General features: G+C 70.6%; 10 protein-coding genes. 6 read left to right on the top strand and 4 right to left on the bottom strand.

The annotated features are described in order from the left end of the window. Positions 1 to 137 precede the first annotated feature (137 nt). Positions 138 to 2,357, top strand: a complete 2,220-nt coding sequence (yicI, locus tag ACX1D3_RS01955; protein WP_458995300.1) for an alpha-xylosidase — start codon at positions 138 to 140, stop codon at positions 2,355 to 2,357. Between the two features lie 985 nt (positions 2,358 to 3,342). Here the strand turns inward: yicI and ACX1D3_RS01950 are convergent. Further along, the gene (locus ACX1D3_RS01950; protein WP_458995299.1) at positions 3,343 to 4,203 is read right to left on the bottom strand and encodes an iron-sulfur binding domain-containing protein; all 861 of its coding nucleotides are present in this window, start codon (positions 4,201 to 4,203) and stop codon (positions 3,343 to 3,345) included. Between the two features lie 326 nt (positions 4,204 to 4,529). Here ACX1D3_RS01950 and ACX1D3_RS01945 point away from each other — a divergent pair, with 326 nt between their 5' ends. Then, the gene (locus ACX1D3_RS01945; protein ID WP_458995298.1) at positions 4,530 to 5,942 is read left to right on the top strand and encodes a sodium:proton antiporter; all 1,413 of its coding nucleotides are present in this window, start codon (positions 4,530 to 4,532) and stop codon (positions 5,940 to 5,942) included. A 130-nt stretch (positions 5,943 to 6,072) separates the two neighbouring features. Here the strand turns inward: ACX1D3_RS01945 and ACX1D3_RS01940 are convergent, their stop codons facing one another. From ACX1D3_RS01940 to dnaB, 3 genes are all read right to left on the bottom strand, one after another. Continuing rightward, on the bottom strand, positions 6,073 to 7,131 hold the full coding sequence (locus ACX1D3_RS01940) for an IS110 family RNA-guided transposase (RefSeq protein WP_458994711.1): 1,059 nt from the start codon (positions 7,129 to 7,131) through the stop codon (positions 6,073 to 6,075). Between the two features lie 459 nt (positions 7,132 to 7,590). After that, positions 7,591 to 10,290 carry a phosphoenolpyruvate carboxylase gene (locus ACX1D3_RS01935; RefSeq protein ID WP_458995297.1) on the bottom strand — a complete coding sequence of 900 codons (2,700 nt, stop codon included), beginning with the start codon at positions 10,288 to 10,290 and terminating at the stop codon, positions 7,591 to 7,593. An 85-nt stretch (positions 10,291 to 10,375) separates the two neighbouring features. Beyond that, entirely contained in the window at positions 10,376 to 11,728 is a 1,353-nt protein-coding gene (dnaB, locus tag ACX1D3_RS01930; protein WP_458995296.1) for a replicative DNA helicase, read from the bottom strand. A gap of 590 nt (positions 11,729 to 12,318) precedes the next feature. Here dnaB and ACX1D3_RS01925 point away from each other — a divergent pair. From ACX1D3_RS01925 to fumC, 4 genes are all read left to right on the top strand, one after another. Further along, complete coding sequence (locus ACX1D3_RS01925) at positions 12,319 to 12,630, top strand: metal-sensitive transcriptional regulator (RefSeq protein WP_458995295.1); 312 nt, start codon at positions 12,319 to 12,321, stop codon at positions 12,628 to 12,630. Positions 12,631 to 12,650: 20 nt separating this feature from the next. Then, positions 12,651 to 12,860: a heavy-metal-associated domain-containing protein gene (locus ACX1D3_RS01920; RefSeq protein WP_458995294.1), complete on the top strand. Its 210-nt coding sequence runs from the start codon at positions 12,651 to 12,653 to the stop codon at positions 12,858 to 12,860. 104 nt (positions 12,861 to 12,964) lie between these two features. Beyond that, on the top strand, positions 12,965 to 15,145 hold the full coding sequence (locus ACX1D3_RS01915) for a heavy metal translocating P-type ATPase (RefSeq protein WP_458995293.1): 2,181 nt from the start codon (positions 12,965 to 12,967) through the stop codon (positions 15,143 to 15,145). Positions 15,146 to 15,356: 211 nt separating this feature from the next. Further along, complete coding sequence (gene fumC / locus ACX1D3_RS01910; protein ID WP_458995292.1) at positions 15,357 to 16,745, top strand: class II fumarate hydratase; 1,389 nt, start codon at positions 15,357 to 15,359, stop codon at positions 16,743 to 16,745. Positions 16,746 to 16,998 lie beyond the last annotated feature (253 nt).

Here is a 16,998-nt window from a genome sequence, read left to right as displayed (position 1 = left end):
CCTAGGCCCGCGCAAGCGTTTCGACCAAGCGGGGTAGGCCGTCGGCCCGGCCCCATCGGCACGGCGGGGACCAACCCCGTGCCACCCACCATCTGGCGGCACGCGAAAGTGTCGCGGCAGGACGAGAGGACCCAAGCATGAAGTTCACCGACGGCTACTGGCAGTTGCGCCCCGGAGTCACGGCGCTCAGTCCTCGCAGCATCGCAGAGATCGTCGCCGAGGACGGCCGCCTGGTGGCCCACACGCCCACGCGCGTGATCGAGACCCGCGGCGACACCCTCAACTGCCCGGCGCTCACCATCACCGTCGACTCGCCCGCGGAGGGGGTCATCGGGGTCACCATCGAGCATTGGGACCAGCCCATCACCGGGCCCAGCTTCGCCCTGATCGACGGCGGGCACGAGGTCACGATCGCCGAGAGCGACGACTCCGTCTCGCTCACCAGCGGCACCCTGACCGCCACCCTGGGCAGGGAGGTGCCGTGGGATCTGCGGTTCGTCGGAGCGGGTGGGCCGCTCACCTCCTCGACGGGGAGGTCGCCGTCGGCGCTCACCAACCCCGACGGGCGGCGCTTCGTGAGGGAGCAGCTGGCCATCGCGCCCGGCGAGCACCTGTACGGGCTCGGCGAGCGGTTCGGGCCGCTGATCAAGAACGGCCAGAGCGTGGAGATCTGGAACGCCGACGGCGGCACCTCAAGCGAGCAGGCGTACAAGAACGTGCCCTTCTACCTGAGCGACCGCGGCTACGGCGTCTTCGTCGACACCCCGGACCATGTCTCCTACGAGCTGGCGTCCGAGTTCGCGTCGCGCGCCCAGTTCTCGGTGCCCGGTCACCGGCTGCGCTACCTGATCATCGACGGCCCCACCCCCGCCGACGTGCTGCGCCGCTACACCGCGCTCACCGGCCGCCCCGCCCGGGTGCCCGCCTGGAGCTACGGGCTGTGGCTGTCCACCAGCTTCACCACCGACTACGACGAGGCCACCGTCAACTCGTTCATCGACGGCATGGCCGAGCGGGACCTGCCGCTGTCGGTGTTCCACTTCGACTGCTTCTGGATGCGGGCCTTCCACTGGACGGACCTGGTGTGGGACCCGGCCACTTTCCCGGACCCGGAGGGCATGCTGGCGCGCCTCCACGAGCGCGGGCTGAAGGTCTCGGCGTGGATCAACCCCTACATCGCGCGCCGCTCGGTGCTGTTCGCGGAGGGACGGGATCGCGGCTATCTGGTCAAGCGCCCCGACGGGTCCGTGTGGCAGTGGGACCTGTGGCAGGCAGGCATGGCGCTGGTGGACTTCACCAACCCGGAGGCCACCGCCTGGTTCGTCGGGAAGCTGCGCGGCCTGCTGCGGCAGGGCGTCGACTGCCTCAAGACCGACTTCGGCGAACGGATCCCCACCGATGTGGTGTGGCACGACGGCTCGGACCCCCAGCGGATGCACAACTACTACGCGCACCTCTACAACAAGGCCGTCTTCGACCTGCTGGTTGAGGAGCGGGGCGAGGGCGACGCCGTCGTTTTCGCCCGGTCCGCCACGGCCGGCGGGCAGCAGTTCCCCGTGCACTGGGGCGGGGACTGCGAATCGACCTTCTCCGCGATGAGCGAGTCGCTGCGCGGCGGGCTCAGCCTGGCCGCGTCGGGATTCGGGTTCTGGAGCCACGACATCGGCGGCTTCGAGGGCACCCCGGACCCGGCTGTGTTCAAGCGATGGCTGGCGTTCGGGCTCCTCAGCTCGCACAGCCGGCTGCACGGCTCCAACTCGTACCGCGTGCCTTGGGCGTTCGACGACGAGGCCGTCGACGTGGCGCGCCAGTTCACCCGGCTCAAGATGCGGCTCATGCCCTACATCGGGCAGCTCGGCGAGATCGCCCACCTTGAGGGCGTGCCGGTGATGCGGCCGCTGTTCCTCGAGTTCCCGGACGACCCCGGCGCCGCGATGGTGGACCTGCAGTACATGCTGGGCGACCAGCTGCTCGTCTCGCCGATCTTCACCGACGACGGCACCGTGTCGTACTACGTGCCGTGCGGGCGGTGGACGCGGGTGCTCGACGGCGGCGTCGTCGAGGGTCCGGGGTGGCGGACGGAGAAGCACGGCTTCGACTCGCTGCCGCTGCTCGCGCGCCCCGGCTCGGTGATCCCCTGGGGTGCGGTGCAGGACCGGCCGGACTACGACTGGGCCGAGGGTGTGGAGCTTCGGGCCTACGGCTTCGGGCCCGGGATGTCGCGCACCGTCGAGGTGCCCCGTCCGGACGGTTCGGTGTCGCGGTTCGAGGTGGTCGCGGACGACGACGGCGAGGTCTCGGCCCGCCTCCTCGACGGCTCGGCCCCCGTCTCGTCCTGGACCCTCACCGTCGCCTGAGCTGAGCCGGGAGCCGGCCCGCGCAGGCCCATGCCGCCTGGCTTGCGTCTGGTCGCCTGGCTTGCGTCTGGTCGCCTGGCTTGCGTCTGGTCGCCTGGCTACCGTCCCGACGCCTGGCTTATGTCTGGGAGCCTGCGCTGTAGGACAGGCGCCTCGGGGCCGCCTGCCGTGGGTTCAGACGCCGGCGCTATAGAGCAGGCGCGGTGACTTTGCGCAGGCGCGATGTCGTGGCCTGCCCTACCTCGGTGCGCCTGGCTTCCGTCTGGGGGCCTGGCGTCGGTCTGGGCAGCTGTGGTCGGGTGTGGTGGGGTGTGGTGGGGGCCGGGCCGCCCATGATGCCGGTCGGCGGCGCTTCGCGCTGCCGCGTACCGTCATCAACGCCCACCCAACCTGCCCCGGCCCCCACCACCCCCCGCCCCGCTGATCCGGTCGCGGGTCCTGGTGGGCGGGAAGAGCGTGCACGACACGCCGTCGGGATCGGTGGTCGGGTACGCATAGGGCGACGGGGTCCGATTCGCGCGGCGTTTCGTGCCACGCGTCTGGGCAGTGACGGCGACGGCGGGGACGTGAGGTGTGCGTGAGGGTGGGGGACGGCAGGGCGGCTGGGCGCAGGGATGCCCAGCCCGAGGGGCACCCGGAAGAACCCGCCTGAAGCAGACCCGAGCCAGGGCCGCCCTGCCGGCGCACGCCCGGACCCGACCACGCCACAGGCAGACGAGTGCAGGGAGACGTGAGACGAGGCCCGGGCGGCCTCGACTACCCGACCACCGCCGAGCACGTGGCCGACAGGCAGTAGCAGGACAAGGGCCGCACGGGCCTCGTGTCAGGGCTCACGGCACCGACAGCGTGAGCTCCAATCGCGAGAACCGCGGCCAACTCCATGGACAGGCGTCAGTTGGGTGGTTTCGGCGCGGGCTGGGCCGCTTCGCGGCTTGGCCCGGCTCAACCCAAGTCGACACGCGCTGAGCCGCCTCGTGGCTGAGCGTCAGGGGAGGGAGAGTGCGTCGTCGACGGGGACCGCCAATCCGTCCGCGACCAGCGACGCCGCGCACGCCTCGAGTTGCGCGGCGTCGGGCCAGGCGACGTCGGCCAGCCGGACCACGCCGTGGCCGCGCAGCGCCGCCATGATCCTGCCGCGACACTGCCGGTCCGTGCCCTCCCACGCCTGGACGCGGCGCTCCGGACCGTCCCAGGCCGGGCGTCCCGCCCCCAGCCAGGCGCAGCCGTCGGCGACGGGGCATTCCCCGCAACGGGGCGCCTTCGCCGTGCACACCAACGCGCCCAGTTCCATCGCGGAGACCGACCAGAGCGCCGCGTCGGCGTCCGACAAGGGCACGAACTCCCACGCCCGCCGCCGCTCCGCCGCCGTCTCGTGGCCGGCCGGGAACTCGACGCCCCCGTCGTACCGGGCGAGCACCCGGCGGACGTTGGTGTCCAGCACCAGCGAACGTCGCCCGAAGCCGAACGCGAGGACCGCGGCGGCGGTGTAGCGGCCGATGCCGGGAAGCGCCAGGAGGGCGGCCTCATCGTCGGGCACCTCGCCGCCGTGAACATCGACGACGACGCGGCCGGCCTCCTGCAGCCGCAGCGCCCGCCTGGGGTAGCCGAGCCTCGCCCAGGTCCGGAGCACGTCCGCGGTGGCGGCCTCCGCGAGGTCCGACGGCGTGGGCCAGAGGCCCATCCACTCCACCCACTGCGGCGCGACGCGCGCGGCGGGCGTCTGCTGGCACATCACCTCGCTGACCAGCACGCCCCAGGGGGTCACGCCGGCCGCGCGCCAGGGCAGGTCGCGGGCGTGCGCGGCGTACCAGGCGGCGAGGCGGGGGGCCAGGTCGTCGTCGGTCACCCACCGATCATGCCAAACGCCGCGCACCTGGGGCGCAGGCACGAGGTGGGGCGGGACACCGTCGCCACTGTTCCCCGTCCCGCTGACGCTTCCGCCCCTCCGCCGCCACGCCCCGCCCCCCGCTCCCGCCTCCGGTCCCGCGCGCCGCTTCCGCTCCCGCACTCCCGCCCCCGCCCCATGCGCTCCCGCTCCCGGTCCCGTGCGACCCCAGGGGTGGCTGCCGTCGCCCCCGATCCTGGGCCCGCACGCACGCGTCGAACGGGCCGGGTTTAGGCTGGGCGAATCTGGCCAGGAGTCCCGGGGGGCTCCGGTGAAGGGACCCGACGATGCAATATCCCTGGTGGAGCATGCTCCCGTTCGTCGCGATGCTGGGCGGCATCGCGGTGTTCCCGCTCTTGACGCGGACGAGGCACCTCTGGGAGAAGCCGTCCACCCAGCTGGGCTACGCGCTGGTGCTGGGCCTCCCCGTCGCGTTGGCGGTGTGGGCGCTGGACGACCCGTGGCGCGTCGGCCACGCCGTCTACGAGTACGCCCAGTTCATCGCCCTCCTGCTGGCCCTGTTCGTGGTCTCGGGCGGGCTGTTCCTCAAGGGCGACATCGAGGCCACGCCCCGCAACAACACCACCTTCCTCGCCATCGGTGGGCTCGTGGCCTCGTTCGTCGGCACCACGGGCGCCGCGATGCTGCTCATCCGCCCGCTGCTCAACACCAACGTCGAGCGCAAGCACCGGGTCCACACGGTGCTGTTCGCGATCTTCATCGTCGCCAACTGCGGCGGCCTCCTCACCCCGCTGGGCGACCCGCCGCTGTTCCTCGGCCTGCTGAGGGGCGTGCCGTTCACGTGGACGTTCGGACTGTGGCCCTACTGGCTGTTCGTGAACGCCCTTCTGCTGGTCAGCTACTACGCACTCGACCGACGGATCTACGCCACCGAGGCGCCGGAGGACGTAGCGTTCGACCACACCAACGTCGTTCCGCTAGGCGTGCGCGGCAAGATCAACTTCCTCTGGTTCGCCATCATCATCGCGGCAGTGGCGTTCGCTCCGTCGATGGACCTGCACGCCATCGAGACCGGCCATGCGACGGCGTGGTCCTGGATACCGGTGCGCGAGCTGATCATGATCGCAGTGACCGCCGCCTCGATGGCGACCACCCCCAGGAGCGTGCGCTACGGCGACAACGAGTTCAGCTGGGGGCCCATCGGGGAGGTCGCGGCGCTGTTCATCGGCATCTTCCTCACCATGATCCCGGCCCTGGAGTTCCTCGGTCAGCAGGCGCCCAAGCTTCCGCTCAACGAGATCACGTTCTTCCTGTTCACCGGCGGACTGTCGTCTGTGCTGGACAACGCGCCCACCTACGCCACCTTCTACGAGATGGCCTCGCAGGTGCCCGCGCCGCCGGGTGTGGCCATGATCGGCACGACGCCGCCGGTGCCGGAGACATTCCTGATCTCGATCTCGTTGGGGGCCGTGTTCTGCGGGGCGCTGACCTACATCGGCAACGGGCCGAATTTCATGGTCAAGTCCGTGGCGGACTCCCGGGGCGTGCACATGCCGTCGTTCGGCGTCTACGTCGTGAGGTCCATGCAGTACCTGGCACCCACCCTGCTGGCGATGATGCTGCTGATGATCGCGGACCACTGGGCCGCGTCGGCCGCGGGCGCGGCGATCGTGGCGTGGATCCTCGTCCGGGCGGTCCTGGACATCCGCCGATCGACGTCGGTGAAAGCAGGCAGCTGAGTCGCGCCCCGGCTGGCTGAGGTGCCCACCCCTGCTGGCTGAGGTGTCCACCCCTGCTGGCTGAGGTGCCGCGTAGCGGCCTCGAAGCCTAATAAACGTGGGCTGACAAGGAACGTTTTCTAGGACGCTCCTATGTTTTGTCAACCCCTTTTTCGAGGATTCTGAAGGTCTGGCGGGCGACGTAGCGTTTGAGGCAGCGGCGGATCTCTCGCTTGGTTCGGCCTTCAGCGGTGCGGCGTTCGATGTAGGCCTTGGTGGCTGGGTCGTTGCGTTGTCTGCAGAGGATGATGGTGTGGATGGCCTGGTTGAGGTGGCGGTCGCCGGAGCGGTTAAGGCGGTGTCTGGTCTGTTGTGTGCCGCTGGTGGCCGGGATGGGGGCGGTTCCGGAGAGCATCGCGAATGCGGCCTCGGAGTGGACGCGTCCGGGATGGGACCACACCAGCAGCAGGCTCGCCGCGACGATCGGTCCGACGCCGTTGAGGTCGAGCAGGTCAGGGCGCCACTTCCTGACGATGTCGAGGATCTGCCGTTGCAGGGCCATGGCGTAGAGCCGCAGCGACCGGGCCCGCTGTGCGAGTTCCTTCAGTACCGGCATCAGGATCCCGGTCAGGGGGTCGTCATTGGTGTGGGGTCGTAGTTTCAGGGCCTGGGTGACCATCGGGGCGGTCTTGCGGCCGGTGAACCGTGACCGGAGCTCGTCGGGGGCGGTGAGCACCATCGAGCGGAGTTGGCGTTCGGTGTCGGTGGCCTGCGTGATCGTCAGGTGTCTGCTGGTGACAAGGACCTGGAGCGCGGCACGGTCACCGGTGACCGCCCGCGGGGTGGACAGGGAGTCCCGGCCCAACGCGTCCCGGGCTGCCCGGACCGCGTCGATGGAGTCGGACTTTGCGCCGTTGCGGCGCTTGATCCGCTCTGGTCGGTCGACCTCGACCACCAGTTCGCCGGCCAGGGCGCGGGTCAGGCCGATGCCATGGCTGTTGGTGCCCTCGATCGCCCACCCGCGCCGGCCGGGACGGGTGTGGGCCCAGTCGATGAGCTGCTGATAGCCGGCCGGGTCGGCCGGGGTCTTGATCGTGTCGAGCACCCCGCCGGTGACCGCGTCAACGGCCGCGGCGACGTGGAACTGCTCGTGGGTGTCGACCCCGATCACAAGGTCGACAAGCTCGCGGAGATTCTTCACACTGGACATGCGTCCCCTTCCATGGACGTCAACCATCGGGTTCCGATCCGGGCAGGGACTAGGCACAACTGTGATGGGACACAACCGGCGCTGCTGACGCTGGTTGGTCAAGCTCCTGAATCAGGCCACTGGTTTCTGCTCGGGTCGGGGTCGACGCTCACGCCGGACATGTCCTAACCAAGGCACCCGGAGGGCCAGCTTCGAGGAGAGTCACGACGCGACCGTCGATCCCAACAACACCACCAATGAGGTGGTGACACCAGACTCACAGCTTCGAGGCTCGTCGCTTCGCTCCTCGCACCTCAGCCAGCGGGAGGGGGCTCGTCTCTCTCGCTCCTTGCACCTCAGTGTCCGGGGCCGCGGGCGGCCTTGTGGCGCAAGAAGGAGCGTTCCTACAAATCAGCCAGCGGGAAGGGGCTCGTCGCTCTCGCTCCTCGCGCCTCAGGCAGCCGTGGGGCCGGGCGGAGACTAGCCGGTGTTCTGCAGGCCGGCCGCGGCGCCGTTGACGGTGAGCAGCAGCACCCGCGACCACACCGCTCGCTCCGCGTCGTCGATCGGCGACGCGGCGTCCCGGATGAGGCGCAGGGCGCGCAGCTGCAGGTGGCTGAGCGCGTCGATCGACGGCGCCCTCAGGCTCACCCGGCCCTGGAGCAGCGGCTTGGCCTCCAACAGCTCCGACTGGCCCATCGTCTCCAGCACGAGGCGCCTGGTCAGCTCCAGCTCGGTCAGCACCCGCTCGGTCACCTCGGGCTGCCCGCCCAGCGCCAGGAACGACTCCGCCAGCCGCGGGTTGGCCTTCGCCAGGCTCATCTCCGCGACGTCGATCAGGCTGGCGAACAGAGGCCACTCCCGGTAGGCCGCGCGCAGCCGCTCCGGATCCCCGACGGCGGCCAGGCCGGTGCCGAGCCCGTACCAGCCGGGGATGTTGGCGCGGATCTGGGACCAGGCGAACACCCACGGGATGGCCCGCAGGTCTGCCAGGTCGCGACCCTCGGTGGCCCCGCTGCGCCGCGCCGGCCGCGACCCCAGCCGCAGCTCGCCCAGCTCCTCCATGGGGCTGGACTCGGCCACCACGTCGGCGAACCCGGGGATCCGCACCAGCGACCACCACGCCTCGCGGGAGGCGCTCTCGACGGTGGCCGCGACATCGGCGAACCCGGCCGCCGCGTCGCGGTTGCGGCAGGTGGCGTCCTCGGTGCCGGCCAGCAGCACCGCCGAGGTGAGCCGCTCCAGGTGCGCCTGCGCCAGGGTCTCGTCGGCGTAGCGGGCGAAGATCACCTCGCCCTGCTCGGTGACCTTGAACCGTCCAGCCACCGATCCCGGCGGCTGGGCGAGGATGGCGCGGTGCAGCGGGCCGCCGCCGCGGCCGAGCGAGCCGCCGCGACCGTGGAAGATCGTGAGATGCACGCCGTGCCGGTCCGCCCACTCCACGAGCCCGCTCTGCGCGGTGTAGAGGGTCAGCGTCGCGCTGGCCGGGCCGACGTCCTTGGCCGAGTCCGAGTAGCCCACCATCACCTCGACGTGCCCCGCCGTCTGGCCGAGCCACGCCTGCGTGCTGGGCATCGGCAGCCAGCGCTCGAGGGTGTCGACGGCGCCGTTGAGGTCCGCGCCGGTCTCGAACAGCGGCACCACGTCGAGCCGCAGCGGGCCGTCGCCGACGGCCAGCCGGGCCAGCGCCCGCACCCCTACGAGGTGCTCGGCCGCCTGCGTGAAGCTGACGATGTAGCGGCCGCAGGACCGCGGGCCCCAGCGCTCCTGCAGCCAGGACATCACGCGCAGCGTGTCCAGGACCTCGCGGGTGCGCTCGCTCGTGGCGTGCACGTGGCTCGGCCAGCCGTCGACGGCGAGCCGGTCCAGGAGGGCGAGGCGGGCCTCGTCGTCGGCCGGCGCCTCGTCGAGCTGGCCGAGCAGCTCGTCGATCGCGGCCTTGTGGACGGCGCTGTGCTGGCGGACCTCGAGCTCGGCCAGGTGGAAGCCGAAGGTCTCGGTGAGCCAGATCAGGTGCTGCAGCTCGCCGAAGGCCGCTCGGTCGTCGCCGGAGGCGCGCAGCGAGTCCTGGATGAGGCGCAGGTCCTCCAGCAGCTCGTCGGGGCGGCGGTAGGCCAGCTCGATGCGGCCCTGCCGGGTGGCGGCGAGGCGCTCGGAGACGAAGAGCAGCTTCTGGCGGTGCGGCTCGCTGGGCGACGACGTGCGGATCGCGGCGAACGTGTCGGGCGCGGCGACGGCGTCGCGGGCCAGCGAGTTGGCCAGCTCCGGCGACGGCGGGGTGGCGTCGTCGCTCATCGTCAGGGTGCGCGCGATCCGCTGGGCGCCGGTGGCGAGCGCCCGCAGGGCGTGGTCTGCCTGGATGGCGGCGGTCTGCCGCGTCACCTCGGCTGTGACGAACGGGTTGCCGTCGCGGTCCCCGCCCACCCAGGAGCCGAACCGCAGGAACGCGGGCACGGCGGGCTCGCGGCGGCCCGCGTCGCCGTTGGAGATCACGGATTCGACGGAGCGGTACAGCCGCGGGACGGCGTGGAAGAGGGTCTGGTCGAAGACCTGCATGACGGCGCGCACCTCGTCGGAGGGCTGCGGCAGGGTGGTGCGCAGCGGGGAGGTGCGGCTGAGGATGTCGATCTCCTCGAGCATCCGGCGCAGCGCCGCGCCCCGCTCCTGCTGCCCGGCGGCGGCGTCGTCGTAGAGGTCGAGGTGGTCCCCGATCCGGTCCAGCGCCGATGACACCGCCCTGCGGCGGGCCTCAGTCGGGTGCGCGGTGAGCACGGGGTGGACGCGCAGGTCCCGCACCCGGGAGGCCAGCTCGCCCAGCGCCGCGACCGCGGGCCACATGTCCGGCGTGGCGTCCCCGGACCGTGGGTCGGCGCGGCGCAGCAGGCGGGAGCGGTGCCGCTCCTCGGCCAGGTTGATGAGGTGGAAGTGCACGGTGAGCGTCTGCGCCAGGGCGGCCGCCGTCGTGGCGGACAGGCCCTCGATGATGTGCGACGGCGCCTCCGGGTCCCCGCCGTCGGCTGCGCCCGCCGCGGCCTCCTGCAGCTGGTCCATGAGCGTGGCGAGCTCGCCGCGGCCCGACTCGGTGAGCACCTGCTGGTGCAGCTCGGTCAGCAGTGCGAGGTCCGCGACGAGGAGCGCGTCCGGGGAGGTGTCGACGGGGGGCTGGGCTTCTCGGGTCATGAGAGGGACGCCTTTCACTGGGAACACGCGATGGGCGATTATTCCTCAGTTCCGGCCTGCCGCGACATTCGTGCCCGGGCGCTGGTCACATGGGGGCGTTGGTGAACCGGCTGTAGTGGCCCTGGAAGAGGGCGTCGATCTTGCCCGTCTCGCCGTTGCGGTGCTTGGGGATGTGGAACGCCGCCAGGCCGCGCTCCTCGTCGGTGGGGTTCTGCGAGTACATCTCCGGGCGGTGCAGCATGATGACGATGTCCGCGTCCTGCTCCAGCGAGCCCGACTCGCGCAGGTCCGACAGCTGCGGGATGCCGTCCTTGCGCTGCTCGGTGTTACGCGAGAGCTGCGACAGGGCGATGACCGGGATCTCCAGCTCCTTGGCGAGCAGCTTGATCTGGCGGGAGAACTCCGAGACCTCCAACTGCCGCGACTCCACCTTCTTCCCGGAGCTCATCAGCTGGATGTAGTCGATGGCGAGCAGCTGCAGGTCGTGGCGCTGCTTGAGCCGGCGCGCCTTGGCGCGGATCTCCATCATGGTGAGGTTGGGGGAGTCGTCGATGAACAGGTTCTTCTCGCCCAGGATGGCCGACTTGTCCGTGACCCGCTGCCAGTCGTTCTCGTCCATCTTGCCGCCGCGGATCTTGCCCAGTGGCACCGACGCCTCCGCGGAGAGGATCTTCATCACGATCTCGGTGCGGCTCATCTCGAGCGAGAAGAACGCGGCCGTGAGGTTGTGGTGGATGGCCGCGGAGCGGCACACGTCCAGCGCGAAGGTGGACTTCCCGACGCCGGGGCGGGCCGCGACGATGATCATCTGGCCGGCGTGCAGGCCGTTGGTGATCCGGTCCAGGTCCACGAAACCCGTCGGGACGCCGGAGAGCGCGTCTCCGGAGGAGGCGATGGCCTCCATCTCGTCGAACGTGGGCTCGATGAGCTCGCGCAGCGACTTGTAGTCTTCCGACGCCTTCTTCTCCGTGACCTCGAAGAGGGTCTGCTGGGCCTCGTCGACGATCTTGTCCACCTCGCCCTGGCCCTGGTAGCCGAGCTGGGCGATGCGGATGGACGCGTTGACCAGGCGGCGCAGGACGGCCTTGTCCCGGACGAGCTCTGCGTAGTAGATGGCGTTGGCGGCGATGGAGACCGATGCCAGGAGGTCGTGCAGGTAGACGGCGCCGCCCACCTTCGACAGCTGCCCGGACTTGCCGAGCTCTCCGGCGATGGTGATGGGGTCTGCGGGCTCGCCGCGACCGTAGAGGTTGATGATCGCGTCGAAGATGGTCTCGTGGTTGGGGCGGTAGAAGTCCACCCCGCGCAGCACCTCGACCACGTCCGAGATGGCATCCTTCGACATCATCATGGCCCCGAGCACGCTCTGCTCGGCGGCCAGGTCCTGCGGCGGGGTGCGGTCCAGATCCCGATCGTCGTAGACGGCGGTCTGCGTCATGGTCCCCTCCTCATGGCCCCGGAATCCGGCCACAGGACAGGCTAGGGCACGCCTCCGACAGCTCCCGGCGGCCGGCTGTGGGCAAGCCTGGGGGTGGCCTGTGGACGGCCTGTGGACAACTCTCCGGAGGCAGTCGGGAGGCTGTGGACATGGTTGTGCGCCGAGCGTCACGGGCCGTTATCAAATCGTTATATTTGTCGTCGAGGCGGGCGTGTCGAGTCTGTTTGTCCACACATCGCCGTGACGACGCGTGGGCCGGGCGCATCTGAGGCGTGCCCGTCGGGCAGCGGGGACGGACGCGTCACCCAGGGCCGCGCCATACTCGTGTGGCTAGGCACGACACGTTAATTCTGGCATTTGTTGCGCGGCGATCCGCAGTCTGTGATAGAGGGCCGTCGGGCCACCGTCGCACCCCGACTCGTGGGCCGGTGGAAGGCTTTCCACAGGCCCGCGGCCCTCCCTGTGGACAAGTCTCTCCCGGAGCGGGCTAGCCGACCCCGCCGGTGGGCCCGATGCCCTGTCATGTCATGCTGGGACCAGTTGAATCCGATACCCCCACGGGGTATTGTGGGTCGCGAGAAGGGGGTCCGATGACCGACATCATTGAGGGCAGCTGTCACGCCACGCACGGCTACACCCCGGAGAAGACGGCGTACCTTCGACGGCTCAAGCTGATCGAGGGCCAGACGCGCGGGATCGCGCGCATGGTGGAGGAGGATCAGTACTGCATCGACATCCTCACCCAGGTCACCGCCGTCACCAGCGCCCTCAAGGCGGTCTCGCTCGGCCTTCTCAACGATCACCTCTCCCACTGCGTCGCCGACGCCGCCCGCAAGGGTGGGCCGGAGGCCGAGGAGAAGATCGACGAAGCGATGCAGGCCATCAAGCGGCTCGTCCGCTGACCCACGAGAGGATTCACACCATGATCAGCAAGTACACCGTCTCCGGCATGACCTGCGGCAACTGCGTCAACCACGTCACCGAGGAGGTCTCCGAGGTGGCCGGGGTGGACAACGTCTCCGTCTCCCTGGACGACGGCTCGATGCTCGTCGAGTCCGCGGAGCGCATCCCCTTCGACGCCATCATCGAGGCCGTCCGCGAGGCGGGCAGCTACTCGGTCGTCGAGGCCTGACGCCGGCGGGTCCATCCCGCCCGCCTGAGCGCCGCCGTCGGCGCCCCATCACCTTCACCGTGTCCGCGCGTACCTTCGCGCCCTGAATCCGGAAAGGGCCTGCCATGGCCGGTTCCACCATCCAGCTCGACATCCAGGGCATGACCTGCGCCTCCTGCGCGGCCCGGATCGAGAAGAAGCTCAACAAGGTCGACGGCGTCACCGCCACCGTCAACTACTCCACGGAGCGGGCCACCGTCGAGGCGCCCACGGGCATCACCGCGCAGCGGCTCATGGAAGTGGTGGCTCAGGCGGGTTATGGCGCCACGCTGCCGGTCCCGGAGGCGGAGAAGGCCGACGAGGCGGCCGCGCTCAAGCCGCGGGTGCTGTGGTCCTTCGCGCTCAGCGTGCCGGTGGTGGTGGTCTCCATGGTGCCGGCCCTCCAGTTCCCCGCATGGCAGTGGGTGGCGCTGGTGCTCTCGAGCGTCGTGGTCCTGTGGCTGGGCCGCGGCTTCCACCAGGCCGCGTGGACCAACGCCCGCCACGGCACCACCACCATGGACACGCTGGTCTCGATGGGCACGCTCACCGCCTACGCGTGGTCCCTCTACGCGATGGTCTTCGGCCACGCCGGCATGATCGGGATGACGCACGAGTTCTCGCTCAGCCTCAGCCGGCAGGACGCCCGCGGATTCATCTACTTCGAGGCCGCCGTCACCATCATCTCCTTCCTCCTCCTGGGCCGATGGATCGAGGCCCGCGCCAAGACCGAGTCGGGGGCGGCGCTGCGCGCGCTGCTGGAGGTGGGCGCCAAGCAGGCCACCGTCGTCGTCGACGGCGGCGAACGCCTAGTGGACGTCAAGACCCTTCGCGTGGGGGACCTGATCGTGGTGCGGCCGGGCGAGAAGGTCGCGGCCGACGGCGAGGTGGTGGAGGGGCGCTCCGCCGTCGACGCCTCGATCATGACCGGCGAGTCGCTGCCGGTGGAGGTGGAGCCCGGGGCATCCGTGGTGGGCGGATCGGTCAACACGACGGGGCGGCTGGTGGTGCGCGCCACCGCCGTCGGCGCCCAGTCGCAGCTGGCGAGGATCGCGGCCATGGTGGAGGAGGCGCAGACCGGCAAGGCCGAGGTGCAGCGCCTCGCGGACAAGGTCTCCGGCATCTTCGTGCCGATCGTGCTGGTGATCGCCGCGCTCACGCTCGCCGGCCACCTGCTGGTGGGCAACGGGGTGACGATGTCGCTGTCGGCGGCCATCGCCGTGCTGATCATCGCCTGCCCGTGCGCGCTGGGCCTGGCCACGCCGTCGGCTCTGATGGTGGGCACCGGCCGCGGCGCCCAGCTCGGCACCGTGATCCGCGGGCCGCAGGTGCTGGAGCGCGCCCGCCGGGTGGAGACGGTGGTCTTCGACAAGACCGGCACGCTCACCAGCGGGCAGATGTCCGTGGCCGGTGTCGAGCCGGCCGACGGCGTCACCCGCGAGGAGCTACTGGAGCTCGCCGCCGCCGTCGAGTCCGGCTCGGAGCACCCGATCGCCCAGGCCATCGTCGCCGAGGTGGAGCGGCCGGGGGCTGTGACGGACTTCGTCAACGTGCCCGGGCGCGGGGTGCGCGGCGTGGTGGACGGGCGTGCGGTCTTCGCCGGCTCCGCCGCCTTCATGGCGGACCTCGGGCTGGCCCCGATGGCAGGGGAGGCAGGCCAAGTGGGCAGCGTCGTGGAGGTGGCCGATGAGCAGCGCATCCTCGGCCGGATCATCGTGGGCGACACCGTCAAGGAGTCCGCAGCCGCGGCCATCCGCGAGCTCAAGGCGCTGGGCCTGCATCCGGTGCTGCTGTCCGGGGACAACGAGCGCACCGCCCGCGCGGTGGCCGCCCAGGTGGGCATCGACGACGTGCGGGCGGGGGTGACTCCGGAGGGCAAGGTCGCGGCGATCAAGGAACTGCAGGCCGCGGGCCGGCAGGTGGCCATGGTGGGTGACGGCGTCAACGACGCGGCGGCCATCGCGCAGGCGGACCTGGGGATCGCGATGGGCACCGGGACCGACGCCGCGATCGCGGCGGGCGACATCACGCTCATGCGGCACGACCTCATGGCCGCCGTCGACGCGGTGAGGCTGTCGCGGGCCACGCTGCGCACCATCAAGTCCAACCTGGTGTGGGCGTTCGGCTACAACACCGCCGCCATCCCCCTGGCGGCGCTGGGGATGCTGACCCCCATCATCGCCGGCGCGGCCATGGCCTTCTCGAGCGTCTTCGTGGTCCTGAACAGCCTTCGGTTGAAGGGATTCCGGGGGGTCAAGGCCCGCTGACTGGGGGTGTTGTCATCCCGCGTCAAGAAAGGGTCAAGGACCCCGAAAACCCAGTACCGGGAGCGCGCGCGAGAGGCCCCGGATCGGGTACTGTTAGCGCGACACCCGATGGTGTCACCAAAGACCGCCCGACCGCTGCCGCCCCCCCAAGGGCAGCGGTCGGGCTCTTTTTTGTGCCGTGACGCACCACCGGCGCGGGTAGGTTGGGCCCATGAGCACCCGCATTGAAACCGACTCCATGGGCGAGGTCCCGGTCGACGACGACCGCTACTGGGGCGCGCAGACGCAGCGCAGCCTGCACAACTTCGACATCGGCCGCGACACCTTCGTCTGGGGACGCGCCATGATCCGCGCCCTCGGCGTGCTGAAGAAGGCCGCGGCGCAGGCCAACGCCGAGCTGGGTGAGCTCCCCGCGGACCGGGCAGAGCTCATCGCGCAGGCCGCCGACGACGTGATCGCCGGCCGCCTCGACGACCACTTCCCGCTGGTGGTGTTCCAGACCGGCTCCGGCACCCAGTCCAACATGAACTCCAACGAGGTCATCTCCAACCGCGCCATCGAGCTGGCCGGGGGAGTGCGCGGCTCGAAGACGCCCGTGCACCCCAACGACGACGTCAACCGGGGCCAGTCCTCCAACGACACCTTCCCCACCGCCATGCACATCGCGGTTGTGACGGAGCTGAACGAGCGGCTCTATCCGGCCATCGCCCGGCTCCGCGACGTGCTGGCGGCCAAGGCGGGGCAGTACGACGACGTGATCATGGTGGGCCGCACCCACCTGCAGGACGCCACTCCGGTGCGACTGGGCCAGGTCTTCGGCGGCTGGGTGGCGCAGCTGGACTTCGCCGTCGAGGGCGTGCGCCACGCCGACGGCCGGGCGCGGGACCTGGCGATCGGCGGCACCGCCGTCGGCACAGGGCTGAACGCGCACCCCGACTTCGGGCGCCTGGCCGCCGAAAAGATCACCGCGGAGACCGGGCTGGAGTTCCGGCAGGCCGAGAACCTGTTCGCGGCCCTCAGCGCCCATGACTCGCTCGTGGAGGTCAGCGGGGAGCTGAGGGTGCTGGCCGACGCGCTCATGAAGATCGCCAACGACGTCCGGTGGTACGCCAGCGGCCCGCGCAACGGCATCGGGGAGCTGAACATCCCGGAGAACGAGCCCGGCAGCTCGATCATGCCCGGCAAGGTCAACCCCACCCAGTCGGAGGCGCTCACCATGGTGGTGGCGAGGGTGTTCGGCAACGACGCCGCCGTCGGCTTCGCGGGTAGCCAGGGCAACTTCCAGCTCAACGTGTTCAAGCCGGTGATGGCGCACGCCGTGCTGGAGTCCATCCGGCTGCTGGCCGACGGGGCCCTGTCGTTCACCGAGCACTGCGCCGTCGGGATCGAGCCCAACCTGCCGCGGATCCAGCAGAACCTGGAGACCAACCTGATGCTGGTCACGGCCCTGAACCGGCACATCGGCTACGACAAGGCTGCCAAGATCGCCAAGCAGGCGCACAAGGAGGGCACGTCGCTGCGGGAGTCGGCCCTGGCCAACGGGGTCAGCGGCGAGGACTTCGACGCCTGGGTCATCCCCGGCGACATGACGGGGAAGTAGCAGGCGGGGAGGGGTCGTCGTCGCGTTCCTCGGTCCCTCCCGGTGGCTGGGGTGCCGCCACCCGCTGGCTGAGCTGCCGCCCTTCCCGCTGGCTGAGGTGCCGCCCTCTCCGCTGGCTGAGGTGCCGCGTAGCGGCCTCGAAGCCTAAGAAACGCGAGTTTGACCAGGGACTCTGCTGGTGGTGTCTGTGGTTGGGTGTGGTGGGGGCCGGGCCGCCCATGCTTCCGGCGGTGGCGCTCCGCGCCGGCGCCGT

Source organism: Tessaracoccus yangjingae, from assembly GCF_054483935.1.
This window is presented reverse-complemented; position numbering and strand designations above follow the sequence as displayed.